This is a genomic window from Pseudoclavibacter chungangensis (assembly GCF_013410545.1).
GTDB lineage: Bacteria > Actinomycetota > Actinomycetes > Actinomycetales > Microbacteriaceae > Pseudoclavibacter > Pseudoclavibacter chungangensis.
On sequence record NZ_JACCFV010000001.1, the window covers coordinates 840,642 to 864,752 of the forward strand.

The 24,111-nt window shown below is 68.3% G+C and carries 27 protein-coding genes and 2 pseudogenes; 20 read left to right on the plus strand and 9 right to left on the minus strand.

Going from position 1 to position 24,111, the window contains the following annotated elements; translation table 11 throughout:
• Window positions 1-80: 80 nt before the first annotated feature.
• Together HNR16_RS03710 and HNR16_RS03715 are read right to left on the minus strand one after the other, a co-directional pair.
• Window positions 81-1,637: a recombinase family protein gene (locus HNR16_RS03710; RefSeq protein WP_158042148.1), complete on the minus strand. Its 1,557-nt coding sequence runs from the start codon at window positions 1,635-1,637 to the stop codon at window positions 81-83.
• A 578-nt stretch (window positions 1,638-2,215) separates the two neighbouring features.
• Entirely contained in the window at window positions 2,216-2,512 is a 297-nt protein-coding gene (locus HNR16_RS03715) for an ArsR/SmtB family transcription factor (protein WP_338109143.1), read from the minus strand.
• A gap of 140 nt (window positions 2,513-2,652) precedes the next feature.
• Between HNR16_RS03715 and HNR16_RS03720 the strand changes: the two genes are divergently transcribed.
• From HNR16_RS03720 to HNR16_RS03730, 3 genes are read left to right on the plus strand one after another with little or no spacing between them, the layout of a single operon-like run.
• On the plus strand, window positions 2,653-3,987 hold the full coding sequence (locus HNR16_RS03720) for an MFS transporter (RefSeq protein ID WP_158042147.1): 1,335 nt from the start codon (window positions 2,653-2,655) through the stop codon (window positions 3,985-3,987).
• Window positions 3,971-4,312 carry an ArsR/SmtB family transcription factor gene (locus HNR16_RS03725; protein ID WP_218868373.1) on the plus strand — a complete coding sequence of 114 codons (342 nt, stop codon included), beginning with the start codon at window positions 3,971-3,973 and terminating at the stop codon, window positions 4,310-4,312. Before HNR16_RS03720 ends, HNR16_RS03725 begins: the two co-directional genes overlap by 17 nt.
• Window positions 4,312-4,818 carry an SRPBCC family protein gene (locus HNR16_RS03730; protein WP_158042145.1) on the plus strand — a complete coding sequence of 169 codons (507 nt, stop codon included), beginning with the start codon at window positions 4,312-4,314 and terminating at the stop codon, window positions 4,816-4,818. Before HNR16_RS03725 ends, HNR16_RS03730 begins: the two co-directional genes overlap by 1 nt.
• A gap of 325 nt (window positions 4,819-5,143) precedes the next feature.
• On the opposite strand, the pseudogene HNR16_RS18100 reads toward HNR16_RS03730, so the two are convergent.
• A pseudogene (locus HNR16_RS18100) lies at window positions 5,144-6,397 on the minus strand (DHA2 family efflux MFS transporter permease subunit); the annotation flags it as partial.
• 54 nt (window positions 6,398-6,451) lie between these two features.
• On the opposite strand from HNR16_RS18100, the gene HNR16_RS03735 reads away from it, so the two are divergent.
• From HNR16_RS03735 to HNR16_RS03750, 4 genes are all read left to right on the plus strand, one after another.
• Window positions 6,452-7,078 (plus strand): TetR/AcrR family transcriptional regulator, encoded by a 627-nt coding sequence (locus HNR16_RS03735; protein ID WP_158042143.1) that lies wholly within the window; start codon window positions 6,452-6,454, stop codon window positions 7,076-7,078.
• Window positions 7,079-7,256: 178 nt separating this feature from the next.
• On the plus strand, window positions 7,257-7,472 hold the full coding sequence (locus HNR16_RS03740) for a hypothetical protein (protein WP_158042142.1): 216 nt from the start codon (window positions 7,257-7,259) through the stop codon (window positions 7,470-7,472).
• Between the two features lie 12 nt (window positions 7,473-7,484).
• The gene (locus HNR16_RS03745) at window positions 7,485-7,778 is read left to right on the plus strand and encodes a hypothetical protein (RefSeq protein ID WP_158042141.1); all 294 of its coding nucleotides are present in this window, start codon (window positions 7,485-7,487) and stop codon (window positions 7,776-7,778) included.
• A gap of 96 nt (window positions 7,779-7,874) precedes the next feature.
• On the plus strand, window positions 7,875-8,702 hold the full coding sequence (locus HNR16_RS03750; RefSeq protein ID WP_158042140.1) for a glutamate racemase: 828 nt from the start codon (window positions 7,875-7,877) through the stop codon (window positions 8,700-8,702).
• Window positions 8,703-8,811: 109 nt separating this feature from the next.
• On the opposite strand, the gene HNR16_RS03755 is transcribed toward HNR16_RS03750, so the two are convergent.
• The gene (locus HNR16_RS03755) at window positions 8,812-9,309 is read right to left on the minus strand and encodes a GNAT family N-acetyltransferase (protein ID WP_225738007.1); all 498 of its coding nucleotides are present in this window, start codon (window positions 9,307-9,309) and stop codon (window positions 8,812-8,814) included.
• 259 nt (window positions 9,310-9,568) lie between these two features.
• Between HNR16_RS03755 and HNR16_RS03760 the strand changes: the two genes are divergently transcribed.
• The 3 genes from HNR16_RS03760 (at window position 9,569) to HNR16_RS18585 (ending at window position 11,654) form a co-directional block, all read left to right on the plus strand.
• Window positions 9,569-10,471 carry an arginase family protein gene (locus HNR16_RS03760; protein ID WP_158042138.1) on the plus strand — a complete coding sequence of 301 codons (903 nt, stop codon included), beginning with the start codon at window positions 9,569-9,571 and terminating at the stop codon, window positions 10,469-10,471.
• 53 nt (window positions 10,472-10,524) lie between these two features.
• Complete coding sequence (locus HNR16_RS03765) at window positions 10,525-11,049, plus strand: P-loop NTPase family protein (protein WP_158042151.1); 525 nt, start codon at window positions 10,525-10,527, stop codon at window positions 11,047-11,049.
• A 131-nt stretch (window positions 11,050-11,180) separates the two neighbouring features.
• Window positions 11,181-11,654: a GNAT family N-acetyltransferase gene (locus HNR16_RS18585; protein ID WP_158042137.1), complete on the plus strand. Its 474-nt coding sequence runs from the start codon at window positions 11,181-11,183 to the stop codon at window positions 11,652-11,654.
• On the opposite strand, the gene HNR16_RS03775 is transcribed toward HNR16_RS18585, so the two are convergent.
• A complete protein-coding gene (locus tag HNR16_RS03775; RefSeq protein WP_179558085.1) occupies window positions 11,629-12,693 on the minus strand; it encodes a glycosyltransferase in 1,065 nt (354 codons plus the stop codon). The two genes, HNR16_RS18585 and HNR16_RS03775, sit on opposite strands and share 26 nt — an antisense overlap.
• 213 nt (window positions 12,694-12,906) lie before the next feature.
• On the opposite strand from HNR16_RS03775, the gene HNR16_RS03780 reads away from it, so the two are divergent.
• Entirely contained in the window at window positions 12,907-13,494 is a 588-nt protein-coding gene (locus HNR16_RS03780; RefSeq protein WP_158042135.1) for a GNAT family N-acetyltransferase, read from the plus strand.
• A 410-nt stretch (window positions 13,495-13,904) separates the two neighbouring features.
• Here HNR16_RS03780 and HNR16_RS03785 read toward each other — a convergent pair whose 3' ends face one another.
• Window positions 13,905-15,167, minus strand: a complete 1,263-nt coding sequence (locus HNR16_RS03785; RefSeq protein ID WP_158042134.1) for an MFS transporter — start codon at window positions 15,165-15,167, stop codon at window positions 13,905-13,907.
• Between the two features lie 164 nt (window positions 15,168-15,331).
• Here HNR16_RS03785 and HNR16_RS03790 point away from each other — a divergent pair, with 164 nt between their 5' ends.
• The 5 genes and pseudogenes from HNR16_RS03790 to HNR16_RS03810 all read left to right on the plus strand — a co-directional run.
• A complete protein-coding gene (locus HNR16_RS03790; protein WP_218868374.1) occupies window positions 15,332-15,781 on the plus strand; it encodes a MerR family transcriptional regulator in 450 nt (149 codons plus the stop codon).
• A 70-nt stretch (window positions 15,782-15,851) separates the two neighbouring features.
• Window positions 15,852-16,925 (plus strand): redox-regulated ATPase YchF, encoded by a 1,074-nt coding sequence (gene ychF / locus HNR16_RS03795; protein WP_158042132.1) that lies wholly within the window; start codon window positions 15,852-15,854, stop codon window positions 16,923-16,925.
• 33 nt (window positions 16,926-16,958) lie between these two features.
• Entirely contained in the window at window positions 16,959-17,240 is a 282-nt protein-coding gene (locus HNR16_RS03800; RefSeq protein WP_158042131.1) for a type II toxin-antitoxin system RelE/ParE family toxin, read from the plus strand.
• A gap of 9 nt (window positions 17,241-17,249) precedes the next feature.
• Window positions 17,250-17,549 (plus strand): HigA family addiction module antitoxin, encoded by a 300-nt coding sequence (locus tag HNR16_RS03805; protein WP_158042130.1) that lies wholly within the window; start codon window positions 17,250-17,252, stop codon window positions 17,547-17,549.
• A gap of 175 nt (window positions 17,550-17,724) precedes the next feature.
• Window positions 17,725-18,150 (plus strand): annotated as a pseudogene (locus tag HNR16_RS03810) (DUF933 domain-containing protein); the annotation flags it as partial.
• Here HNR16_RS03810 and HNR16_RS03815 read toward each other — a convergent pair.
• The 3 genes from HNR16_RS03815 to HNR16_RS03825 all read right to left on the minus strand — a co-directional run bounded on the left by HNR16_RS03815 (window position 18,130) and on the right by HNR16_RS03825 (window position 21,622).
• Complete coding sequence (locus tag HNR16_RS03815; protein WP_179558087.1) at window positions 18,130-19,440, minus strand: ISL3 family transposase; 1,311 nt, start codon at window positions 19,438-19,440, stop codon at window positions 18,130-18,132. The pseudogene HNR16_RS03810 and the gene HNR16_RS03815 sit on opposite strands and share 21 nt — an antisense overlap.
• A gap of 86 nt (window positions 19,441-19,526) precedes the next feature.
• On the minus strand, window positions 19,527-19,985 hold the full coding sequence (locus HNR16_RS03820) for a hypothetical protein (protein ID WP_158041643.1): 459 nt from the start codon (window positions 19,983-19,985) through the stop codon (window positions 19,527-19,529).
• Window positions 19,986-21,196: 1,211 nt separating this feature from the next.
• Complete coding sequence (locus tag HNR16_RS03825; protein ID WP_225737955.1) at window positions 21,197-21,622, minus strand: GNAT family N-acetyltransferase; 426 nt, start codon at window positions 21,620-21,622, stop codon at window positions 21,197-21,199.
• 359 nt (window positions 21,623-21,981) lie between these two features.
• Here HNR16_RS03825 and HNR16_RS03830 point away from each other — a divergent pair, with 359 nt between their 5' ends.
• The 4 genes from HNR16_RS03830 (at window position 21,982) to HNR16_RS03845 (ending at window position 23,945) form a co-directional block, all read left to right on the plus strand.
• Window positions 21,982-22,608 (plus strand): hypothetical protein, encoded by a 627-nt coding sequence (locus HNR16_RS03830; RefSeq protein ID WP_158041641.1) that lies wholly within the window; start codon window positions 21,982-21,984, stop codon window positions 22,606-22,608.
• 100 nt (window positions 22,609-22,708) lie between these two features.
• The gene (locus HNR16_RS03835; protein ID WP_225737954.1) at window positions 22,709-23,065 is read left to right on the plus strand and encodes a type II toxin-antitoxin system Phd/YefM family antitoxin; all 357 of its coding nucleotides are present in this window, start codon (window positions 22,709-22,711) and stop codon (window positions 23,063-23,065) included.
• Entirely contained in the window at window positions 23,062-23,493 is a 432-nt protein-coding gene (locus HNR16_RS03840; RefSeq protein WP_158041640.1) for a PIN domain-containing protein, read from the plus strand. Before HNR16_RS03835 ends, HNR16_RS03840 begins: the two co-directional genes overlap by 4 nt.
• The gene (locus HNR16_RS03845; protein WP_158041639.1) at window positions 23,490-23,945 is read left to right on the plus strand and encodes an NUDIX hydrolase; all 456 of its coding nucleotides are present in this window, start codon (window positions 23,490-23,492) and stop codon (window positions 23,943-23,945) included. Before HNR16_RS03840 ends, HNR16_RS03845 begins: the two co-directional genes overlap by 4 nt.
• Window positions 23,946-24,111: the final 166 nt, after the last annotated feature.

The window sequence follows — 24,111 nt, forward strand, 5'->3', positions numbered from 1 at the left end:
CGCCCCCACCCGGAGGAACTGCCACCAGATGGACCAAGGACCCCCACCGCAGAGGAGAGCGGTGGGGGTCCCGTGCTTGGTCAGTCAGAGACAGGGACGAAGGGACTCTCCCCCATGGCCAGGCGCGGATTTAGCCGCTCCCGAGTGCCATCCCTCCAAGCAAAGGTGAGTCTGTCCATGACAGATTGAGGGGTACTCCTCCGCCCCTTCACCCCCTTGGCCACAGTCACAGACGCCAATTCGGCCCGCAGGACCAGCGTTTTCTTCTCATAGTCTTCATCGCGGGCCGCCACCAGACCGGGCGCGGGGTCAGAGTAGCTCCCCAGCTCCTGCACGACAGAGCCTTCAATGAAAGCAAGAATCTCTTCAATGCTGGCGGAAACTGGCGAAGGCCTGATGGAATCCACCAAGAAGTTCTCCCTCTGCTGACGCAGCGAGTCGCGCTCTTTATCAAGGCGGGCGGCCTGGGCAAAGGCCATCTCCTGGCTGAGGATGCCTTCCTCCCAAGCTTTGAAAATCGCAGAAATCTGGCTATCCAGACGGGCTATTTGCTCATCACCAGGCCATGACTGTTCCTCCGGTAGGGGAGAATCGATTTGGCGGCTCCCATGCAAATACACTTCCTGGAGGTGCAGAGCCAGGGCCTGTTGAACGAAGGATTCCAAGTCCCGGGCATTCATAATTACACACGAACTTTTGCAAGCGTACGAATCCATACCCCGGCCCGGAGCGCCCAAGCTTCCATACATTTTTGCGCCACAGACTCCGCAGAGGGTCAAACCTGAGAGCATCCACTTGGCATGCCTGACTTTCTTCCTTGCTTTTTGGGAGAGCATGGCGAGTGCCTGTTCCCGCTCCTCCGGGGAGATGATTGGGTCCCACGCGCCCCTTACGTAGTGTCCCGCTTCGTCGCGCATGGGCTGCCTATGGTATGTAATTATTCCTGCGGATTTCCAGCCCAGTACTGCCCGTTTGAGAGTAGTGGTCACCCAAGTTCCTCCGGTCGCAGTCGCTATGCCCTTAGAGTTCCAATCATTCACCACACTAGTGATGGTGGCACCCTGCCTGAATCTCTCCATCGCTTCCCGAATAAGCCCGGCCTCGTGCGGGATGTGAGTGATTCCATCTTGCTCAAAACCAAAGGCCCTCTGCCGCATGAGCTTGGGCTTTCCCTGGGCGGCATTCGCCCTGAATGCGGCAATCTGGCGCTCGGAAATCCTCTCTGATTCCCCGGCATCAATGCTGGCAAGGATGCGAGCAATCACCCTGCCGTCCGAAGTTGCGAGATTGTATTTGCCTGATGCGACCGTGCTTATTTGCACACCTGTTTCTTCAACGAGCGAGATTAGGCCCTCCAACTCAGCCATGCGCCTGGTAAGCCTGGAGTTGGAATAGGCCAGGATGGCATCAAACTGTCCTGCCCTGGCTGCATCCAGCATGGCCGCATAGGCGTGGCGGACCTTGCTGGCATGAGTTCTGGTTGAGGCCCCGAGGTCGTTGTCTGAGAACACCTCCGCTACTTCGAGCCCCTGAGCCTCCGCCAAGGCCCTGCAAAGCTCCTCCTGCCTGGCCACCCCCTCCCCATCCCCGGAACTGTCCCGCGAGATGCGCGTGTAGATGGCTGCCCTGCCTGCCATGACCTACCCCCTGCCCTTGACCCTGCTCCAGGATAAGGTACACCGAGTCAACTGGGCGTCGACTTCAATGTGCGCGTCCTCGACAACTTCGCGACGCACGTCGCGCCCGCGCTCGGCTGGAAGCCGAACACGGACGGTCCCGTGCGGGGACAGGTCGCCGAGGCGGTGGGTGAGGACTCCTGACCGGGTGCCCTGATCGGGACGGACGTCTCGTCGATCGGATCGGCGGGGGCCATCGGCCCCGCCGATCCGATCGTTCCGTCGACGGTCGGGCGCGGCCTCGGCCTGCGCGGCGGCCGCCGAGAAGGAGTGGGTGTCCGCCGCTGGTCCCTCCCGCATCGCTCGGCACCGCCCGCGAGGGGGCGCGCTGTTGGGCGTGAGTGGATCGCCGTTGTCGTGGTGAGTTCCGAGCCCACCGGCCCGGCTCGGGTCGGTCGCCGCAGCGATGGGCCTTCCGCTCGTGGCGGTGGTCGTGGTCGTCACCGCGTTTCGGGCGAGCATCGCCGGGCCCGTCTTGGGCGTTCGGCGAGCGTGGGTGTGAGCTCCTCGTCGGGCGATTCGCACCCGCGCGGTGCGGGTCAGTCGTCGGACTCGTTTCCGATCAGTGCGAGAAGACCTGGGAAGCGGCGCTCGACGTCGTCTCTGCGAAGTGTCACGCCACTGCGGTTGCCCCGATCGACCTGGCGCACCAGCCCCGCTTCACGGAGCACCTTGAAGTGATGGCTGCGGGCGGATTTCGACAGGTCGAGACCGAAGCTCGTGCACGACCGCTCGTTGTCGTCCGCACCGTTCACCAGATCTCGAACGACGCGGCGGCGGTTCGGGTCCGCGAGCGCCGACAGCACCGCGCCGAGCTCGATGTCGCCCGGCTCCACGAGTCCTGCTGTGCTCGTCATCGCCACGTCCTTCGCTCGTCGCACCACCGAGGTTCTACTTGCATGGTACCTCGATGACATGTCAGCCTAGGTTCGATCAATATAGAACCTATTGCGTGTGTCGAACCTAGGAAGAGCCCATGCCCCGCCCCAGACTGTCGCTGGCCGTGATCCTGCTGGCCCAGTTCGTCATCCCGTTGTCCATCTCCGGCACCGCCATCGCGCTCCCCACGATCGCGGCCGAGCTGGGCTCCGCTCCGGCTCCCCTGCAGTGGGTGGTCAACGGCTTCAATCTCGCCTTCGCCATCTGCGCGATCGCTTGGGGTGTCTGGTCCGACAGGATCGGCTACACCCGCTCGTTCCGGATCGGGATCGCCGTCGCCGCGGCCGGGGGTGCGATCAGTGCCATCGCCCCCACGATCGGAATCCTGGACGTGGGCCGTGTCATCGCGGGCATCGGTTCGGCGGCCGTGCTGACCGGTGCGGCCCCGCTTCTCAGTCACCTGTTCCAGGGAAAGGCCAGGGCGAAGGCGTTCGTGCTGTTCGGCACGGTCAACGGCCTCGGGCTCGCCGCCGGCCCAGCGGTATCCGGCCTGCTCCTGTCGGTGTGGGGATGGCGGGGGATCTTCGCTGCACACGCGGTCGTCCTGCTGGTCGCCCTCATCGGGACGGTGAAACTGCCCGTGCTCGGCCGTGGAAGCACCTCCCTCCGGGCGATCCTGGATTTCTCCGCGCTCAGGGCGCCGGGGTTCGTTGCCATGACGCTCGTTCCGGTCGCCGGGGCCATCGGGTTCGTCACCTTCCTGACGTACCTGCCGAGCGCAATCGGCGCTGTTCACGGCCTCGAGGCCGGCGTGACCGGTGCGCTCATGCTGGTCATGACCGTCCCGGTACTCATCGCACCGATCGTCGTCCATCGACTCCTGGAGCGAACGCGGATCACCACCACCGGCGTGGTCGTCACCTCGCTCGCCTGCTTGCTGCTCGGTGGCATCGGGGTGCTCGTGTTGCTCCGGCCCGACCTGCCGGTCATGGCAGGTGTCGCGCCGATGATCCTGCTCGGCCTCGGCTTCGGACTTCCCTTGGGGTTCGTCGACGCGGAAGCACTCGCCGCCGTCCCCGCCGAACGGGCTGGGGCCGCGTCCGGAGTCGTCAACCTCGTTCGCATCGGTTCCGAAGCGGTGTTCGTCGCGCTGTACGCGGCGATCCTGGCGGCCGTCGTCACTGCTGCGCTTCCCGGCCCGGTCGGGGAGCTGATCGCGTCCGGGGGTGCGGGCGAGCCGTGGGTCTACCGCGACGGACTCGTCGCAGCAGGCGGAGCGATGGTCGTCCTCGTCGCGGCGACGGGGATCGCATTCCTCGTCTTCAGTCGGTCCGCCGACAAGCGCGCTGCTGTTCGAGTCGCTCGCGGCGACGAGGGCTTGCGCAACGGCGAACCGTCTCGTAATGTACAACCAAATGGTTGTACGAACTGAGCTCGACGAGGCCGAGGTGGACGCGATCTTCCAGGCGCTCTCCGACGCGACGCGGCGCGACATCGTGACGCGCGTCATCGTGCGCGCACAGAGCGTGTCGGAGGTCGCGGAGCACTACGAGATGAGCTTCGCCGCGGTCCAGAAGCACGTTGCGGTGCTGGAACGCGCGGCGCTCGTCGCCAAGGAGCGCCGCGGACGAGAGCAGATCGTGCACGCGCGGCCGCAGGCCATCGCGCGGGCACGGCGACTCCTCGACGACTACGAGCAACTGTGGCACGGCCGCATCGACCGGATGCAGCGCATCCTCGACGAAGGGAACGCATGATGGCGGAGATCAGCTCGACGAAGGACGTGGACGCACTCACCCTGACGGTGAATGCCGAGTTCCCGGCGGCGAGCGTGGAGCGGCTGTGGCAGCTCTGGGCCGACCGGGAGCAGTTGCAGCGCTGGTGGGGCCCTCCCGGCTACCCGGCGACGTTCACCCGGCACGATTTCGGCGTGCCGGGCACGTCCATCTACTTCATGGAGGGGCCGGAGGGTGACCGCCACTACGGCTGGTGGCACTTCCTCGAGATCGCGGAGCCCGTTCGGCTGCGCATCGAGGACGGCTTCGGTGATGCCGAGGGCAACCCGGACCCGGAGATGCCCGCGCCCGGTGAGTTCATCGTCGACTTCGAAGCGACCGCGACGGGCGCACGCTTCACGATCGTGTCGCAATTCGCCTCGCTCGAGCAGTTCGAACAGTTGCTCGCGATGGGCCAGGAGGAGGGTATGAAGCAGGCGATCGGGCAGATCGACGCGCTCCTCGCGGACGACCCGGCCACGCCCTGAGGGTCGCGCGGCCTGGACTCCCGTCCTCGACGGGTGTCCGTGTCGACGCCCCGCGATGCTGAACCGCCCTCTCCGGTGTGCGCTCGGGGTGTCGGCGCCCGGCGCTCATAAGACCGGAATGCTCGCCGAGCGCCGACGCTCGTCGCCGCTTTCCATCCTTCGCGGTTGCACGGCGGATCCCGCTCGACAGTCCACCGGCCCGTTCGAGCCGCAGCGCGGCGACGCCGATGCCGATGCACGCGACGGCCGGGAGCAGCATCGGCACGGCGCCGAGTGTCGCGGTCCAGGTGCCGCCACCCGCGAGTCGGGTGATGCCCGCGAAGAGGGCGACACCGAGCGCGCCGCCCAACTGGTTCGCGACGAACAGGATCGTGCTCCCGCTCGGGATCATCTCCTGCGGGAGTCCCCGGTACGTCGCCCCGACCGTCGGCCCGCCGATCGACCCCGTGCCGAGCCCGATGAGCAGCGAGAGCACGATGTACCACCAGACGGGAGCCGTCGTGCCGGCGAACGCGAAGGCGGTCCCCGCGGCGAACGTCACGCCCGCGCCGACGAGCACGAGGCGAGTCGCCCCGATCCGATCGCTCAGGAACCCGGTGACGGGCATCGCGGCGAGCGTGCCGAGGGCGTACGGGGCGATGAGCGCACCCGCGGCGAGCGGGGGCAGCCCCACGGCATCCCGATAGAACTGAGGCAGGCCGAACAGCAGCGGGTAGATGGCCGCGCCGACGAGCGTCATCACGACGACGCCGGGCACGAATCCTGGCGTACCGAACGTGCGTGCGTCGACGATCGCGCGTTCGCCGCGGCGGCGTAGCCATAGGACGAGTGCGACGAGCAGGGCCGCGCCCAGCGTGAGCGTGGCCACGGTGACGAGGTCGACGCCCTCCCCACCGGATGCGCGAGAGAATCCCGTCAGCAGGGTCACGGACGTTCCCGCGAGGAGGACGAGGCCCGTCAGGTCGAACGTGGTCCGGACATCCACGCCGTCGCGGGGGAGCGCGAACCAGGACGCGACGAGGACGAGAGCCGCGGCGATCGCGATGCCGACGAAGATACAGCGCCACCCGACCGAACCGATCACGAGGCCACCGATGAGCGGGCCGAGCCGCGGGCCAGTCGACATCGCCGCACCGGCGGCCCCCATGACGCGCCCCATGCGAGCCGGGCCCGCGGACCGCGCGAGCGCCGACAGCATGATCGGTTCGAGCGCACCGGCCCCGAGTCCCTGCAGGGCGCGGAACGCGATCAGCGCCGGGACGCTCGGCGCGAGCGCGACGGACAGCGACCCGACCGTGAACAGGAGGACGGCGACGAGCCAGGTGCGGCGCATGCCGAAGCGAGACGACGCCCAGCCGCTGAGCGGGATCGCGACACCCGCTGCGAGCAGCGCGGCGGTCGCGGTCCAGTGCACGCTCCCCGCGGCTGCGGAGAACTCGGCCGTGAGGTCGGGCACCGCGATGCCGATGATCGTCGCCGACACGAGCGAGAGGACGCCGCCCGGGACGACGACCGCGGCGACGGCGAGCAGGCTCGCCGAACCGGAGACTGTCTTGTCGGTTCTCTTTATTGAACTCATGAGTTCACTATACGCATGAGTTCAACGAATCGGACCGCCCGGTAGACTCGTTACATGAGGAAGTCGGGCGCCGCGGCGGGGTCGAGCAAGCGAGCGTCCATCCTCGACGCCGCGCTGACCGTGTTCGGGCGCGAGGGGTACGCCGACGCGAGCGTCGACGAGATCGCCCGTACCGCCGGTGCCGCCAAACCCACGGTCTACAACCACTTCGGCGACAAGGCGACGCTCTTCTCGGAGGCGATCGCTGCCGCATCGGCGCAGTCGAACGCGAGGGTCGGGGACGTCATCGACTCGATCGACGTCCGACCCGACGATCTGCGGGCCGAGCTCGAACGCATCGGCGGGGCTCTCGTCGGCTGTCTCCTCGACGAGGACGGCGTAGCGGTCATGCGGCTGCAACTCGCGGAGCGACAGCGCTTCCCCGAGCTGCTCGACGACATCCGCGACACGAACCGCGAGCGGACGATCGACCGCCTCGCCGGCAAGCTCGCACAGATCGCCGCCGTGGGCCTGTTGCGCATCGACGATCCCGACCGGGCAGCGCGTCACCTCATGGCGCTCGTGTCGGACGACCTGCTGATCCGCAGCGGATTCGGTGCCGTGCGGATGCGGCCCGAGGACACGGTCGAGCCGGTCCGCTCCGGCGTGACGACGTTCCTCGACGCGTTCGGCGCGGAGTGAGCCGTCGCCCGCGACCGCCGGGTGTCGCCCGGGAAACGGGGGCTTGGCGTGCGCGGTGACTCCCCGATACCGTTGCCCGGCGCAGCCGGTGCGCACGCGGTCGTCGCGACCTGCGTCCGGCGCACCATCCGGCGGGGGCCGGAGCGGGACGCGCCGATGAGTACCTGGGGACGAACGCATGAACCGACCGAGCACGCAGCAGGACCACGACGGGGTGCGCGAGCGCATCGACGCGACTCCACCGGCCCCGTCGACCCCGACGACACCGCGGGGTCGACCGCTCGTCGCCAGTTCGGTGCTGCTCGTCGTCGGTGTCGCGACCACCGTGATCGCCACGTTCATGCCGTGGAACATCGGCGGCTCGCTCGTGGGGGACGAGGTCTGGAACGGCTGACAGCAGATCGCGGTGAACATCGCCGCGGGCCGCAGCTACGGCATCACGATGACGATCGCGTTCGCCCTCGCGTTCATCGGCGGAATCCTCTGCCTCGCGGCGGCGGGAGTCGGTCTCGCCCGCGGCAGGCTCGCGTGGGCCGCGATCACCGGCGGCGTGCTGATCCTCCTCGGCACACTGGGAACCTTCCTCGGGTACGTCGCGCTCGATGCCCTCGACGAGTCCTACGTCGGCGGATGGGTGTTCTGCTTCAGTTGGATCCCGACGCTCGCGGGCGTCGCCGGTCACGTCGGACGCCGGTACTGAACGTCGTCGACGTGCACGGGGCGATGAGCACGAGGCCCGCGAGCGCCGGATGCGCAGACGAACTCCGACGACGCGAGGCGGCGGGATACTGGGCTGATGATCAACGCGCCCGTCCCGTCCGCGACCGAGCTCCGGCACCCGGTCGGTGTCTTCGACGGCGGCGTGGGGAGCTTCGACCTCGTCCGACGCATTCGCGCCCGATATCCACAGCAGGACGTGATCCATCTCGCCGACCGCGCGAGCTTCCCGTACGGCGCGAAGACCGAGAAGGAGCTGCTCGAGTCGGTCGTCCGGGCGACGCGAGGCCTCGTCGAAATGGGCGCGGAGAGCGTCGTCCTCGCGTCGAACGCCCCGAGCGTGACCGTGCTCGACGGCCTGCGAGCACGGGCCCAGGTACCCGTCCTCGGCGTGAAGCCGCCCATCGCGGCGGCGTTGGACGCGCTCCCTCCGACCGCGCTCCTCGCGGTGGCGGGCGCGGGCGTGATGATCGGCAGTCCCGCGCTGCGGGCCCATATCGATGCCGAGGCGGGTGGTCGGGCGAACCGCGTCGTCCCGGTCGTCGCCGACGAACTCATCGCGCTCGTCGAGGACGGGTCGTTCCTCCGGGACGGGGCCGTCGACGGTCAGGTCCGCGCCTTCCTGGAGCGCCTTCGCGTCCGGTTTCCCGCACTCGGCGGCATCACGCTCTCGAGCACGCACCTGCCGTGGCTCGCGGACGCGTTCGTCGCGGCCGCTCCCGAGCTGGCGTTCTTCGACCCCGCCGACGACGTCGTGGCGGCGTTCGAACCGCTCGCGCGTGCGGGGGGCGGCCGCCTCCTGAGCGTCGCGACGGCGTCCGACGCCCATCCGCTCGCGGAGTACCGCGCGATCGTCTCGCACCTCGGCCTCGACCTCGATCCGGTGCTCGTCGCGCTCCCGGACTGACCGCTCACCGGCCGGACCGCAGTCGGTGGCCGGGGACGGAGGAGGATGGTGGGACGACCCGCCTCCGACGTCCGCACGGCCGCCGGGTGGTCGCCGCTCGCCGACGACCTCAGGCGGGGGTCGAGCGCCCTGGCGCGCGCCGATCCACGCCGAGGTCGAGCGTGAAGTACGCACTGTGTGGATCGTCCGCGTACGAGCCGAAGGGGCGGCACTCGCGGAATCCGAAGCGTCGGTACAGCCTGCGGGCCGGGGCGAAGTACGCCGCGCTCCCCGTCACGAGTGAGACCCGGGCGATGCCGCGGCCACGCGCGTCGTCGAGTGCGTGCGTGAGGATGCTCGCGCCGATCCCCGCACCCCTGCGGGACGGGTCGGTGCGCATGCTCTTGAGTTCCTCGTGCCCGTCCCCCAGCGGAGCGAGTGCGACCGTCCCGACGACGTCACGCTCGTCCAGCGCCGCCCACACGCGCACGCCCGGTGCCCGGAGGGCGTCGGTACCGAGCGCGTGCTGGCTCTCGACGGGCGATTGCGGCGCGAGTTCACGCAGATGCGCCTCGATGAAGCCGACGACGATCGGGTCGTCGAGCGAGGCGGGCACGATTCGCAGCACCCCTGGAGTGTACGAGCCGCCGCCGGGGGCCGTTATCGAGCGCCACATCCCTTGTCCGGCACATCTTCCTGTGACAGCGTGTGTGCATGCGCTCGGTGCCCCACGACGGTGACGCCGGCCGTCTTGTCGCCTCGTTCGCGCACGACGATCGGCGACGAGGAGCACGGCCGATGCGGACCGGGTGCGCTCGGCCGCTCACCCCGCGGGCCTCGCAGCCCGACCGCGGACCGGCAGGCGACGGACGCGCGAGGCGCGCGGCATGATCGGGCTCGTCGCCGCGCCCAGCAACCTCGGGCTGCGGCCGCCGCGACCGCGCAGCGTCCCAGGCACCGCGAAAGCCCCCGAGGCGCTCCGTGAGGCGGGGTTGTTCCGTCGGCTCGGGCAACGCGGCGCCGTCGACGCCGGAGTCGTCCTGCCCGGCCGCTACGTCGACGACGACGGGTCACGCCCCACGGACGTCGTCCGCAATCAGGAACAGCTCGTCGTCCACTCCCGACGACTCGCGGGGCGGATCGCGAGCGTGCTCGATGCCGGGCACGCGCCGCTCGTCATCGGTGGTGATTGCAGCATCCTGCTCGCCGCGGGAATCGCGACGGCGCGGCGTGGTGGGACCGGGCTCGTGCACATCGACGGCCACACCGACTTCCGCCACCCCGGCAACAGCCGGACGATCGGGAGCGTCGCGGGCGAGGATCTCGCGGCCGCGATCGGCGCACACACCGACGCGATCGCCGACATCGACGGGCTGCGACCCTACTTCCGGGCCGCCCGCGTCTCCCACCTCGGACACCGCGGCGACGACGAGTACGCCGACGAGGTCCGCCGCAGGATCGGCCTCGTGATCCCCGCCGCCGACGTGACGCGCGAGAACGTCCGGGCCGTCGCCGACCGGATCCGCGCCACATCGGCGCCGGCGTACTGGCTGCAGCTCGACGTCGACGTGCTCGACCCGAGTGTGATGCCGGCCGTCGACAGTCCGGCCCCGGGTGGCCTCGGCGTCGATGAACTCGTCGCGCTCCTGCGCGCGCTCGCACCCGAGGCCGTCGGCGCGTCGGTGACGGTGTTCGACCCCGACCTCGACCCCGACGGGACCCTCGCACTGCGCCTCACCGACGCGCTCGTCGACGGCCTCGGCGAGCTCGGGACACGGGTCGTGACGTGAGGGACGATCTACCGTTCGACCATGCACTGCCATTCAGGCCGCAGCGCGTCGTCGTGGCCGGGGTCTCCGGGGTCGGGAAGTCGACGCTCGCGAAGCGAATCGGCGCCGAGTTGGGGCTCCTATACACCGAGATCGACGGGCTCTTCCACGGCCCCGGATGGACGCCGCGCGAGCGGTTCCTCGACGACGTCCGCGAGCTCGTCGCGCGCGCCGCATGGGTGACCGAGTGGCAGTACTCGAGCGCGCGGCCGCTGCTCGCCGAGCGCGCAGACCTGCTCGTGTGGCTCGATCTGCCGTTCTGGACCGTGACGCTGCCGCGCCTCGTCCGACGGACCGTCAGGCGGAGCGCGCGACGAGAGGTGCTCTGGAACGAGAACCGCGAGCCGTCGCTGTGGAGCATCGTCTCGAACCGCGACCACATCATCCGCTGGGGCATCGCGACGCGGGGCAAGCCCGCCGCGCTCGTGGCCGACCTCCGGCATTCGTCGCCGCGCCCCGTCATCGTTCGTCTCCGGTCGCTGCGTGAGGTCGACGCATGGGTTGACGGTGCCGTCGCGCGGGTCGCCGGGCACGATTGACCGCAAGCCACGCACGAGTGACGTGGAACAGCTCGCACCTGGCCCACCTCACACGCGTGGCTCGAGACACGAGGGTCGCTCCGCGAGGGATCGTTCGTGGGCGTGCGACGGCGTGGTGCGAAACTGGAACGGTGCAGGGAACCGGATCGCAGCTCGTCATTCGTGACGGACGAGGAGCGAGTGACGCTCCCGCGCTCGTTCGGATCAGGCGAACCGTCGTCACGAGCACACACCATTTCCTCCGGCCGGGTGATCTCGAGAAGATCGAGGCACGGATGGCGACCGACTATCTGCCGTCGGTGACCGTGCTCGTGGCGGAACGCGACACGATCCCGCTCGGCTTCGCGGGCATCGCCGACGACCGTCTCGAAATGCTGTTCGTGTCCGACACGGCCCACGGCCGCGGCGTCGGTAGCGCGCTCCTCGGCGAGGCCGTTGCCCGGTTCGGCGTGACGCATGTCGACGTCAACGAGCAGAACGAGACCGCGCGTCGGTTCTATCGGCGTCGCGGTTTCGTCGCAGTGGGGCGCAGCGCAAGCGACGCGGAGGGGCGACCGTACCCGATGCTGCACCTCGAACTCACGGTCGAGCCGCCGCGTCGATGAGCGCATCCGCTCCCGCGGCTGCTCCGCCGGTCGCGCGGATGCGGGCGCCGAGTGCCACGGCCCGCTGCCGGAGCGCGCCGTCGTGCAGCAGGCGCTCGATCGACTCGCGGATCCGCGCGGGAGACGACCGCCGTGAGCGCGAGAGCCCGACGCCCGCGCGTTCGACGATGTGGCCGATCCCCGGTTGATCGGATTGATCGTCGAGCGGGAGCACGAGCACGGGCAGACCGTGCGCGAGTGCCGCGATCGTCGTGCCGTGCCCGCCGTGGGTGACGGCCGCCGAAACGTTCGGCATGACGGCGGCGTGATCTGCCCAGCGGCGCACCTCGACGTTCGCCGGAACGGCCAGCTCGGCGGGATCGAGCGCGGGCCCCGTCGTCGCGATCGCCCGCACCGGGAGCGGCGCGACGGCGTCCAGGACCCGCTGCCATGTTCCGATGAGCGCCGGGAACCCGAACGTGCTGAGGCTCAGGAGCAGGGTGGGCTCGTCCGCGTGCGCCGCCGTGGCGGTCGTGACGGGACCGATGTGGATCGCGTCGGCACCGGCTCGCGAGTCCAACTCGGCGACCGAGGCCACGATCGTCGCCGCCGCCCCGTCGAGCGCACGGCGGACGGGCAGTGCGGCGAGCCGCAGCAGTGGTGCCGAGCCTCGCAGCCGCACGCGCAGGAGCGAATCGAACGTCGACTCGAGGAGCACGTATCGAGCACCCGCATCCTGGACCGCGCACAGGGTCGACACGAGGAGCGGATCGCCAACGACGAGGTCGACCGGCGTCGTCCGGAGCCGCTCGCGCACGTCGCTCGCGGCGTCGCGATTCCGCATGAGCGCGAGGAGATTCGCGGGGGAGGCCGTGACCGTGAAGCCGCTTGCGCGGGGATAGGCGATGAACGGCAGACCGTCGTCGGCGAACCGAGGGGCCTGCACCGTGTGACCCATGGCGGTCACGTCGTGCCCGCGCTCGCGCAGTGCACGTCCGAGCGCGACGACGGGCACGGTCGTGCCACCGCCATCCCACGTCAGGAAGAGGAATCTCGCCATGCTTCCGTCCGTTCGCTCGTGCCGGTGTCGTCCGTTCGCGGCGGAGCGGGGTGTGCTCCGAGCCGTCACGCGTCCGTTGCGCATTCTGCTTGCCGTTCCAGGGAACACACCGCCGGACCCGTCCGATGTGGTGGTCGCGCCCGAATCCGGGCGGGGGATCTCTGTCGGCCGGAGCATGACCGGCACGATCGGGCCTGGTCTAGAGTGCACGGCATGACCTTCTCCGATCCGGTGCCGCTCGAGAACGCGTTCGTGCGACTGGAGCCGCTCACGGCGTCGCATCGCGACGATCTCGCGGAGGCGGTGGTCGATGGTGAGCTGTGGCGCATGTGGTACACGCACATTCCGTCACCCGACGGCATGGCCGAGGCGATCGAACAGCGCCTCGCGAGTCATGTGGGCGGGTTGGTCGCACCGTGGGCGATCATCGACCCGGCGACGGGTCGCGCGGTCGGGATGACGAGCTATCTGCACCTCGAGCCGCAGAACCGGCGTCTGGAGATCGGTTCCACGTGGCTCGGGCGGGACGCGCAGCGCACGAAGATCAATCCGGCGGCGAAGCTGTTGCTGCTCGAACGTGCCTTCGACGAGCTCGGCTGCATGGCCGTCGAGTTCCGTACCCACTGGTACAACCGGCAGTCGCGCGCGGCGATCGAGAAGCTCGGGGCGAAGCAGGACGGCGTGCTGCGCAACCACACCCTCTTCGAGAACGGCACGGTGCGCGACACGGTCGTGTTCTCGATCATCGACGTGGAGTGGCCGACCGTTCGATACGCCCTGGAAGAGCGCCTCGCGCGCTGAGGGTGTCGCGCGGGCCCGTCCGCTCCCACCGTTCGCGTCGCGCCACCGCGGCACGGTGAGTGCGCCCTGACAGTCTCCGGGCTGTGGCTCATCGTGCCGTGGCCGATCGGGTCGTGGCCTCTCGTACGACGCGCTGGTCACGGAGGCCGGTCCCGCATCGACGCATCGACGCATGGACATGACGGCACCGACGTCCGAGGGGGCGACCACTGCGCACGCGACCGAGCGATCGCGGCCCGACGCCGAGCGGCCGGGGCGGACGGTGCTGTGGCTGAGCGCGCATCCGGAGCCGCGCTCGCTCGGCGGCACCCTGCGCGAAGCGGGCATCGCCCGGTTGCGGGCGCGAGGTGCTCGAGACGGACCTCTACGAGATGCGGTGGTGCGTGGCCGTGGCACGTCTGCGTGCCGGGTCAGGCGGCTCGGGTCGCGAGCGCACCCCGATGGCTGAGTGGAACGTTGAGCAGGCACAGCGCCGCGAGCAGCAGCAGCGGTAGCAGCCACGAGCCGGTCAAGCGCTCACCGGCCGGCAGCAGGACGGGACCGGCCGCCGCGATCACGAAGCCGCCCGCCTGCGCGAACGAGGAGAGGGCGGCGGTGTGGGATCCGTCTGTGCCGCGGTGCGCGTAGAGCACGGCGGGGAGCGCCTGCCCTCCGCCGAGCCCGAGGCCGAGCAGCGGCAGCCACAGGCCGAGTGCGAGCGTCGGGGCGAACGCGAGGCCGGTGAGTCCGATCGCGCAGAGGCCGCACATGATCCACATGATCGCGGTCTGGTGGGTGCGGGGGGATGCTGCGAGGGGAGCCCCGAGGCCGCCCAGCGCGATCCCGACGATGAGCACGGTCTGGCCCGTTCCGGCCGTCGCGCGGTCGAACCCCGCGGCGACCAGCACGGACGGGGTCCAGGCGAGCAGCGCGTAGAAGACGAGCGATTGCAGCGCGAAGAACGAGGTGAGGCTCCACGCGAGCCAGGTGCGCGCGATGTGGGGACGCGGCGTCGCGTCCGACGTGGACGGCGTCCGCCCCCCGGGTGTGCGGCCGGCCGAACGCGGCTCGGTGAGGGGGACCCCAGGGCTCGGAGTGCTGCGCATGAGCTGGCTGCCGAGTGCCGCGGCGAGGGCAGGAACGATCGCGGTGGCGATCGCCAGCCGCACGTCGCCGCTCGCTTCCGCCACCGGCACCGTGACGGCGGCCGCGAGCGCCGAGCCGAGTCCCATCGCGAGCGCGTAGGCGCCGAAGACCGCCCCGCGCCGACGGCGATCGAAGCGGTGACGGACGTAGACGGGGACGAGCACGTTGACGACGCCGATCGCGAGGGCGGCCAGCAGGGTGCCGCCGACGAGGCCGACAGTGCCGACGGGGCGGATCGCGGCTCCGGCGAGCGCCGCCGCGCTCGCCCACACGAGCAGCCGGTCGTCGGGACGGTGACGCAGCAGCATCGGCGCGAGGGGCGCGCCGAGCCCCATGCCGAGCGGCGGCAGGACCCCGAGCACGGTGACGAGCGTCGCGTCCAGTCCCGCGATCGGGGCGAGCGGGCCGAGCTGCCCGAACGGAACCCGTGAGTTGAGGCTCACGAGCACGAATCCGACGAGCAGGATCGTGGTGGCCGTACGCGAACGGCCCGGCCGCGCCGTGTCGGCGGGACGGGTGGTGTGGTCGTCGGGGTGCGATGCGTTCACGGCCAGCGACGCTATGCGCTCAAGTAGACTTGAGCGCAACCGGGTGTGGACCGGTTCGCGGTGTTCCGGGTCGGAACGCGGTCGCGTCGGCGTTCGTCCTGGTGCGGGGTGCGTCGCGCGTGCTCGTCCCTGGGAGGCCCGGGCGTCGATCGGTGGAGGACGGGGTGGTCGTGGTGGACGACGGGGAGTTGTATTCGATCTCACAGGTGTCGCGGGCGTTCGGCCTGAGCGTGCCCACGCTGCGGTTCTACGAGGAGCAGGGGCTCGTGGAGTGCACGCGCAGGGTGGGGCGGGTTCGGCACTACGACCGCGCCGCGCTGCACGCGCTCGCATACGCACTTCTGTGGCACCGCGACGGTGGACTGTCGCTGGACGACACCCGGGCCCTCATGGCGACCGAGCGCAACGAGGCCAGGCGCGCCCTGATCGAGCGACAGCTCACTCGTGTGGAGGAGCGCATGGAGCGGCTTCGTGACGTGCGTGCGACGCTCGAGCACCTGTGGGAGTGCGGGTCGGACGATCCGAGGTCGTGTCCCGTGACGGGTGCCGCGTTGCGCGCGGCGGTCGATGAGGCCTTCGCCGATGACGCCGGTGGTCGGAGCGACGCTCGGTGACGGGCGTCGTGGTGGGGCGGGCGATGCGCGCCGCTCGGCCGTGGGCCGGGCGCGGGTAGGGTAGGGGTCCGTGGCTCTTACTCTCGGTATCGTCGGTCTCCCCAACGTCGGCAAGTCGACGCTCTTCAACGCGCTCACGAAGAACCAGGTTCTCGCGGCGAACTATCCGTTCGCGACGATCGAGCCGAACGTGGGCGTCGTCGAGCTGCCCGACGCGCGCTTGAAGGTGCTCGCGGGCATCTTCGGCTCGGAGCGGATCCTCCCGGCGACCGTGTCGTTCGTCGACATCGCGGGCATCGTGAAGGGTGCGAGCGAGGGGGAGGGGCTCGGCAACAAGTTCCTCGCGAACATCCGTGAGGCCGACGCGATCGTGCAGGTCGTGCGTGGGTTCACCGACGGGGACGTCGTGCACGTCGACGGCCGGGTCGAGCCGGCGAGCGATATGGAGACGATCAACACCGAGCTGATCCTCGCCGACATGCAGACCCTCGAGAAGGCGCTGCCGCGCTACGAGAAGGAAGTGAAGGGCAAGCGGCTGGACTCGTCGGTGCTGGAGGCCGCGCAGGCGGCGAAGGCGGCGCTCGACGACGGCAAGCTGCTGTCGCAGACGAGCATCGATCTCGAGCCGATCCGCGAGCTCGGGCTGCTCACCTCGAAGCCGGTGCTGTTCGTGTTCAACGTCGACGAGGACGCGCTGGGTGACCGGGCGAAGCTCGACGAGCTCGCGGCACTCGTGGCGCCGGCGAAGGCGATCTTCCTCGACGCGAAGACGGAATCGGAGCTCATCGACCTCGACCCGGAGGAGGCGGCGGAGCTGCTCGCGTCGCTCGGGCAGGAGGAGTCGGGGCTCGACCAGCTCGCGCGCATCGGCTTCGACACGCTGGGGTTGCAGACGTACCTGACTGCTGGGCCGAAGGAGTCGCGTGCGTGGACGGTCCCGAAGGGCGCGAAGGCGCCGCAAGCGGCGGGCGTGATCCACACGGACTTCGAGAAGGGCTTCATCAAGGCCGAGGTCATCTCCTTCGAGGACCTCGTCGAGACCGGCTCGGTCGCCGAGGCACGCGCCAAGGGCAAGGCCCGCATGGAGGGCAAGGACTACGTCATGCAGGATGGGGACGTGGTGGAGTTCCGCTTTAACGTCTAGCGTTATTGACGCAATGCGTTATACGCTGCCCGTGTGATCAGATCGTTCGCCGACCGTGACACCGAGAGGGTCTGGCGTCGCGAATCGGCGCCACGGCTCGACCCGCGCGTCCACAGGGTGGCGAACAGGAAGCTTCATCTGCTGGACGCTGCAACGACCCTTGACGCACTGCGCGTGCCGCCCGGCAACCGACTGGAGGCGCTCAAGGGTGATCGCAGAGGGCAGCACAGTATCCGCGTGAACGACCAGTGGCGGATCTGCTTTCGCTGGACCGACTCGGGTGCACAGGACGTGCAGATCGTCGACTATCACTGAGGAGGAGACATGGCCGAGAAGCTCTACCCGCCGATCCACCCGGGTGAGGTCCTGATGGAGGACTTCATCGAGGCCTTCGGCATCACGCAGAACAAGCTCGCGGTGTCCATCGGGGTCCCGCCCCGACGGATCAACGAGATCGTGCACGGCAAGCGCGCGATCACGGCCGACACTGCGCTGCGGCTGGCGAAGTACTTCGGCGTGGACGCGCAGTTCTGGCTGAACCTGCAGACCCGCTATGACCTCGAATGCGCGGAAGATCGCGTGGCCGAGCAGGTCGCCGCGATCGTGCCGCTGAAGGTCGCGTGACCGGGAACAGCTGCGTCTCGTCGCATTAGGGTCTTCACGCGTTCGAGGTCGCGCCGGACGACACCTCGGTGCACGAGTGGCTGCGTGACACGGCCCGTTGGCGCTTCAAGCAGTGGAATGTGGCAGATGACGGGCGTGCTGCAACCTGTGGGATACGCATGTCGTTCAGGTGATGCTCGTGGCGCCGGCGAAGACGATCTTCCTGGACGCGAAGACGGAGTCGGGGCTCATCGACCTCGATCCGGAGGAGGCGGCGGAGTTGCTCGCGTCGCTCGGGCAGGAGGAGTCGGGGCTCGACCAGCTCGCGCGCATCGGGTTCGACACGCTGGGGCTGCAGACGTACCTGACGGCGGGGCCGAAGGAGTCGCGTGCGTGGACGGTCCCGAAGGGCGCGAAGGCGCCGCAGGCGGCGGGCGTGAACTAGACGGACTTCGAGAAGGGCTTCATCAAGGCCGAGGTCATCTCGTTCGATGACCTCGTCGAGACCGGCTCGGTCGCCGAGGCACGCTCCAAGGGCAAGGCGCGCATGGAGGGCAAGGACTACGCAATGCAGGACGGCGACGTGGTGGAGTTTCGAGGCTCATCGCAATCGAGGGTGTAGCAGCGGTCTGAAGCCGCCGGTCTCGAGTAGGCTCCGGGCGATGTAGTTGGTGAGGTTCCGGAAGCCCAGGGCGGAGCCGCGGAGATGTTCGAGGCGGCCGTTGATCGCCTCGGTCGGGCCGTTGCTGGTGCCGGGTCGGGCGAAGAACGCGAGCACGTCGGTGGCGCGCTGTTTCAATGTCCGGCCGAGGCGGCGGATCTCTGTGAGAGCGGCCGGGACGCCGCTGCTGACAGCATCGATCACCTGCCGCATCATCTCCTTCCCCTTGGTCTTATCGGGTTCGCGGTAGGCAGCGACGATGCGTTGGTAGATGCCCCAGCTCGCTTCGACTTCGACGTGCTCCTCGATGGCGAACACCGCGTCGAGCCGTGCGGTCTGCTTCTCGGTGAGGAAGCTTGCGCCGGTGTGGAGGGTGCGCCGAACGCCGTAGAGCGGGTCACCGGCATGACCACGGTGCCCGAGCGTGTCCTGCTGAACACGCTGCCTCGTCCGGTCGAGCGCGTCGCCGGCGAGCCGGACGACGTGGAACGGGTCCATCACCGGGATGGCGTCGGGGAGCTCTTCGGCTGCGGCGGTCTTGAACCCGGAGAACCCGTCCATCGCAACGACCTCGATCCCGGCGCGGAAGCCTGGCGACTGCTGCGCCAGCCAGGCAGCGAACACGGCTTTCGAACGACCTTCGACCATGTCCAGCAGCCGCGATGGGCCCGTCCCGTCGCGCACCGGCGTCAGGTCGATGACCACGGTCACGAACCGATCACCGAGCCGGGTGTGTCGCCAAGCGTGCTCATCGACACCGATCACCGTGACGCCATCGAGCCGGGTCGGGTCATCGATGAGGCGACGGCGGCCCTCGGCAAGGACCGCGGTGTTCGCGGTGTGCCAGCCGACGCCGAGATTATCCGCGACCCGCGCGACGGTGAGGTGGTCGACCACGAGCGCGGTCAGCGCCCAGGCCAGCGCGCCACGCGACAGCTTCGATCTGGGCTCGGCCGCCATCGTCAGGTCCTGCCGCCAGAGGCGACCGCAGCCCGAGCACCGGTAGCGGCGCACCCGCACCAGGAGCGTGGTCGGACGCATCCCGAACGGCACATGCGCAAGCCTCCGAACCACGCTCCCGCGCGGGATGCCCTCGGCCCCGCAGCGGGAGCACCAGTCGTCTGGCTCGATCACCCGGCACTCGATGACCGCCCGATCCGGCTCGACTACCTGCCGCATCGCGACAAGCCCGAGTTCATCGAGACCACAGAACGCGGACAGGTCAGCAGGGACAAAGGTAGCGTTGAGCACGTCGAGGTCTTTCGGCTGGAAGGCGTAGGAACCTCCATCGTCGGAAGACCTCGACCCCTACCCGGGTAGCGACGCGCTACCCGCCACTACACCCTCGATTGCGATGAGCCTCCAAAGGCCTCAAGCAGGGTCTCCTGGCATATTCGTGCATGCTGATAAGCGAGCTGCGGTAACCAGCTGAATGCGCCGGGGTGGTTGCTGCGAAGTTGATTCGCCTTAAGAAGTTTGTCACTTTCATGGAGGCATTTGTCGCCAAGGTGGATACGCACGATTGGGCTCACCAGGTCATTTCGAAGCGCGTTCCCATCTGCAGTGCCAGCGCCGAAATAGTCAACGAGGACGTACTGGGCTATTTCGTCAATCGACATCGTGTGCGCTCGCCAGTCAGCGAAGTATCGCACGACTGCGTCTGAGGCGGCGAGATTGCTCAGGTGGGACAGGCGTAGAGCCTTGGCCTGATTACTTTTGATCCATACTTGCGCCTTCTCTCGGCCCCGCGTCACAAGATCGGAGGATTTGGGTAAGCCGGTGCGCGCTTGCTGCATTTCGACAGGTTAGGCGAAGCTGGCGGGTCGTGTCCATCGTGGCCGCTTCGTTGTCTCGCCACACCGCTGGGGCTGACGTACCCAGTGGAGTTCGTTTTGCGCGCTAACGTCTGCCAGAAACTTGGACTCAGACAGAGTAGAGTGCGCCTATGGAGAAACCTGGCGAGGTAAGTGAGACCATCGGCGGCTGGCTAGAAGACGCGCTACGGTCACCTGACGGGCCTGCCCTCTTTGCCAGCCCGTACCTCGCATACGACGTTTGTTGTATGTTGGCCGAGGCAGCTGAACGCTCGCCGCAGCCATTTGTCCTGTTGACGGTACTTGACCCAAGTGCCGTAGCGAACGGGTACCTCTCCGTGCAGGGTATGAGGCGATTGGTTGCCAGTGGCGTTCTTGTTCACCAGGTCGACAGACTTCACGCGAAGTGCTTCGTCGTCGGGTCGACGGGAGCTTTGGGGTCGGCCAATCTCACTGGAGCGGGACTCGGATCCTCTGCGAGTCCCAACAGGGAGCTTTCCATGGTCCTCGATTCTGAGCAGGCGGAGTCGGCGCGCCACCGCATGCTCAATTGGCCTTCGCGACTCATTGGCGCGAAAGAGTTTGATGACCTTGAAGTCCGCGCTGCTCGTTTGGGCAAGCAATGCAGTTTTCGAAACGACTCACTCGACCCTGACACAGCCCTTCAGCTCGCTGAATCCCTCCTTGCCGACGCGCGCGACGGGGAACGTGGCCTCTGGTTGAAATTGGAGTACGGAGAGCCTGCGCTCGATGGGTGGCGTGCGGAATCCTGGTTCGCAAGTCCGAAGAAGGGAAAGCCCGGCTTTCGCACGGGGGACCTTGTATTCATTTGTGCCAAAGACACCAAAGACTGTTACGCCGTTGTGGAAGTGAAGGGTGAATCCGAGTTTCAAGCCCACTTCTATGAGGCGTGGACCAGAACTCACGATGCCGAGGCGTTCGCGCGGTGGCCGTGGACCACTGCGACGACTCCTCGGCTCGTTCCGAGTCGACTCCTCGAGTTGAAACTCTCAGAGTTGGGCGTCAGTGGGCAGGCCCTTCAAAATGGGCATGTGCGCCTCAGACTGGACCAATTTACTCACGGAGTGAGAGCCTTGGCAAGGTTGTCCACGACCTGAACTTGCCGACTCGGCGAGCGATCAGGAAGCGTTCCGTAGACGTTGCTCGGCTACGAAGCGTGGTCGAGTTCCGGTTCAACGTGTGACGGGACGCCGGTCGCTGACCGGGCAGAGCGAGTCGAAACGCCCCCTCTCTCCGAACTGCACAAACGTGCGTATGGGGTGATCGAGCTCGCTTGTTTCGGCGAAGCCCATTGATTCGTAGAATGCGCGCTGTGACGGCTCATCGTCGGTGATGAGCACCTTTTGTCGGACGTCACCGAAGGGTGCAAACGCCCGTTGGAACAGCTCTCGTCCGATTCCATGGCGCCGATAGTCGGGCGCAATCAGGATGTCCTGCAGATAAGCGATAGTCAGTCCGTCGCCGACGAGGCGGGCGAGGCCGATCAACGTGCCGTCCTGGCGGGCAGTCACGACAGCGAGAGATGCGCGAACAGCGGCTGCCAGGCGGGCGGGGTCGCGTGTGTACGAAGACCACCCCACGCTGTTGTAGAGCCCCACGAGTTCATCCTGCGTCGGAGTGACACCGGAGTGGTACACGGGTGTGATCATCGGCCCATCGCGTCACATCTCTGGCGATGGCAGTCCGACTCGCTGCCGCCGATGCCTATCGACAACGAATCCGCGTGGAGTTCCGATTTCACCCGGAGCGCTGCGGGGACCGCGCAAGCAATTCGGCCCGGTGACAGCCGTCCTGCCGACGCGCATGGACGCGGCACTCGGGGCGTGCGCGGACAAGCGCCGATGATCGACGCGCAGACCAGGTCGACGGCACGGTCGCGTGGGCCCCTCGTCTGGCTCGTGGACAGGCAGGACTCGCGACTCACGAACGACCGGGCGTGAGTGGCTATGCTCGCGGCATGCTGCTCCCGGTCGACCTTCCCTCGCTCGATGCCATGCGTCATCGCTGGGCGATCACCGCGGCCGTGTATGCCCTGGACAGCTCCGACACCGACATCCGGGTCAAGGCCGATGGACCGCTGTGGCTGTACGACGATCACGGCGGGAGCTGGGCGACCCTGATCCCCCTTGCGTCGGGCGAAGCCGTCCTGGCGGGGAACGACCGAGACCATTCGACTCTCGTCGAGCTCTCGGAGCTCCTCGAGGGCATGCCTGACTGGGTGGGGGATGCCCTGCGCGGCCACGGGCCCGCCGGTTTCGGCTTCGTCTACGCCCACGTCGACGGCGGTTGGTGGCGTGCGCCCTACGGCACCAACGACGGCTTCACCCGGCTCCGTCTGCCCGCCGCCGGCGACGCGGAGCTTGCCGAGTACATCGCCGGCTACGTCGGCGATGGGTTCTCGGCTGACTACGCCGACGAGGACGACCTGACCGACTACCGGGACGTCGACCCGACTGCTCTCGCTGCGGCGGTCGAAGCGGGTCCCGGGGTCACCCGGGAGCAGCTGCTGGCGCTCGTTCGGTTCCCCGAGCTGGACCTCGGTCGCGGGCTGGCCGCGGCGGCCCGGTTCGGCACGAAGCGCTGACGAGTAGCGCCGCCGACCATTGTTTTCGTCGCTCGACGACCTTGTCGATACCGGCTCGGTCGCCGAGGTACGCGCCAAGGGGAGGCCTCGCACGGAGGACATGGGCGACGTCGAACAGATCGACGACTCGGTGGAGCCCCGGTTCAACGTGGAGCGCAGTTGTTACATTCGGCGCATGAGTGCGACGGCTCGGCACGACGAGATTCTGTCGCAGCGCGAGCTGCGCAACGAGTCCGGGCGCGTGCTTCGGGCACTCGGCGAGGGGCGATCCTTCGTGCTGACCAACCGCGGAGTCCCGGTAGCTCGCATCGTCCCTCTCGACGCGCCGACCCCTTCGTTGCCGAGCGTTCGGCCTGCGAACCGCGTCGGCGGCTGGGGTGGGTGGAGACCAGAGAAGGCCGAGAAAGGGCGCCCGATGTCGCACATCCTGAACGAGTTGCGCGAGGATCGAGCGTGAGCGATGCGCCGCTCGTCTACACCGACACCTCCGCGCTCGGAGCGCTCCTGAGCCCGCAGACGGAGACGGAGCCGCTCCTGGTTCGGCTCGACCAGACGACTGCCGGACTCGTCACGAGCGACCTGCTCGAGACCGAGCTGCGTCGCATGGCCGTGAGCGAGGGGCGGGATCAGGCGAAGGTCAGCACGACCCTCGACGGTGTCTCGCTCGCAGCGCTCGGCAGAGCGACGCGCCGCTCCGAAGGGTTCTTGCCGATACCGTTTGTGCAGACGCTCGAGGTGCTGCCTCTGGAGGCGGCGATTCGCTTGGAAGTCGATGCCGTCCTCACGTACGAGCGGCGCCTCGGCCGGGCCGCCAGGGAGCTGGGGCTCGATGTGATCGCACCTGGCGTATCGGACGACGGCCTGGCCCGACAGGGTGGCGAATGAGCCCAGGACCACAACGCCGGTTGGTTCGGAAAGTCGTCGGATACGTCGTGCACGACGACCGGCTGCTCGTGTTCACGCATGACGACGTGCCTCTCGACGTGGCGGGCGTTCAGGTGCCGGCGGGAACGATCGAGACCGGTGAAGCGCCGGCGGCTGCCGTCGTACGCGAAGTGGCCGAGGAAACGGGGCTCGCCCTTCGTGTCGTCGGCGCTCTCGGAATCGAGCGGTACGACATGTGGCCTTCCAAACCCGAAGTGCACGAACGGCACTTCTTCCAACTGATTCCCATGGGCCACGATCTACCTGAGCGATGGACCGCCGGGGAGCAAGATCCTTCGGATGGCGGTGATGCTCAGCGGTGGACGTGTTTCTGGATTCCACTCGCCCAGGGCCATGTGTTGTGTGCAGGGTTCGGGGCTCGACTCGGCGAAGTCGACCGATCCGCAGGGTGATGACTGTCGATGATGAAACGCGGCCGATTTTCGGTTCGACGTCAAGGGCATGTCCGACCGATGCCGGGTCCAGTCGATGACGGCGATGAGGATGTGGGCGGCTCGGGACTCGATCGCGAGCTTGTCGTAGTCGGGAAGGGCCTCGCACGGCGGTCAACGTGCAGGC

What these genes read in the sequence shown, in the direction of transcription:
- HNR16_RS03750 (WP_158042140.1), top strand. Translation starts at nt 7,875, where the DNA reads ATGATCAACGCGCCCGTCCCGTCCGCGACCGAGCTCCGGCACCCGGTC.
- HNR16_RS03740 (WP_158042142.1), top strand. Translation starts at nt 7,257, where the DNA reads ATGAACCGACCGAGCACGCAGCAGGACCACGACGGGGTGCGCGAGCGC.
- HNR16_RS03805 (WP_158042130.1), top strand. Translation starts at nt 17,250, where the DNA reads ATGGCCGAGAAGCTCTACCCGCCGATCCACCCGGGTGAGGTCCTGATG.
- HNR16_RS03730 (WP_158042145.1), top strand. Translation starts at nt 4,312, where the DNA reads ATGGCGGAGATCAGCTCGACGAAGGACGTGGACGCACTCACCCTGACG.
- HNR16_RS03735 (WP_158042143.1), top strand. Translation starts at nt 6,452, where the DNA reads ATGAGGAAGTCGGGCGCCGCGGCGGGGTCGAGCAAGCGAGCGTCCATC.
- HNR16_RS03760 (WP_158042138.1), top strand. Translation starts at nt 9,569, where the DNA reads ATGATCGGGCTCGTCGCCGCGCCCAGCAACCTCGGGCTGCGGCCGCCG.
- HNR16_RS03725 (WP_218868373.1), top strand. Translation starts at nt 3,971, where the DNA reads ATGGTTGTACGAACTGAGCTCGACGAGGCCGAGGTGGACGCGATCTTC.
- HNR16_RS03830 (WP_158041641.1), top strand. Translation starts at nt 21,982, where the DNA reads ATGCTGCTCCCGGTCGACCTTCCCTCGCTCGATGCCATGCGTCATCGC.
- HNR16_RS03780 (WP_158042135.1), top strand. Translation starts at nt 12,907, where the DNA reads ATGACCTTCTCCGATCCGGTGCCGCTCGAGAACGCGTTCGTGCGACTG.
- HNR16_RS03720 (WP_158042147.1), top strand. Translation starts at nt 2,653, where the DNA reads ATGCCCCGCCCCAGACTGTCGCTGGCCGTGATCCTGCTGGCCCAGTTC.
- HNR16_RS03820 (WP_158041643.1), bottom strand. Translation starts at nt 19,985, where the DNA reads ATGCAGCAAGCGCGCACCGGCTTACCCAAATCCTCCGATCTTGTGACG.
- HNR16_RS03835 (WP_225737954.1), top strand. Translation starts at nt 22,709, where the DNA reads ATGGGCGACGTCGAACAGATCGACGACTCGGTGGAGCCCCGGTTCAAC.
- HNR16_RS03775 (WP_179558085.1), bottom strand. Translation starts at nt 12,693, where the DNA reads ATGGCGAGATTCCTCTTCCTGACGTGGGATGGCGGTGGCACGACCGTG.
- HNR16_RS03845 (WP_158041639.1), top strand. Translation starts at nt 23,490, where the DNA reads ATGAGCCCAGGACCACAACGCCGGTTGGTTCGGAAAGTCGTCGGATAC.
- HNR16_RS03710 (WP_158042148.1), bottom strand. Translation starts at nt 1,637, where the DNA reads ATGGCAGGCAGGGCAGCCATCTACACGCGCATCTCGCGGGACAGTTCC.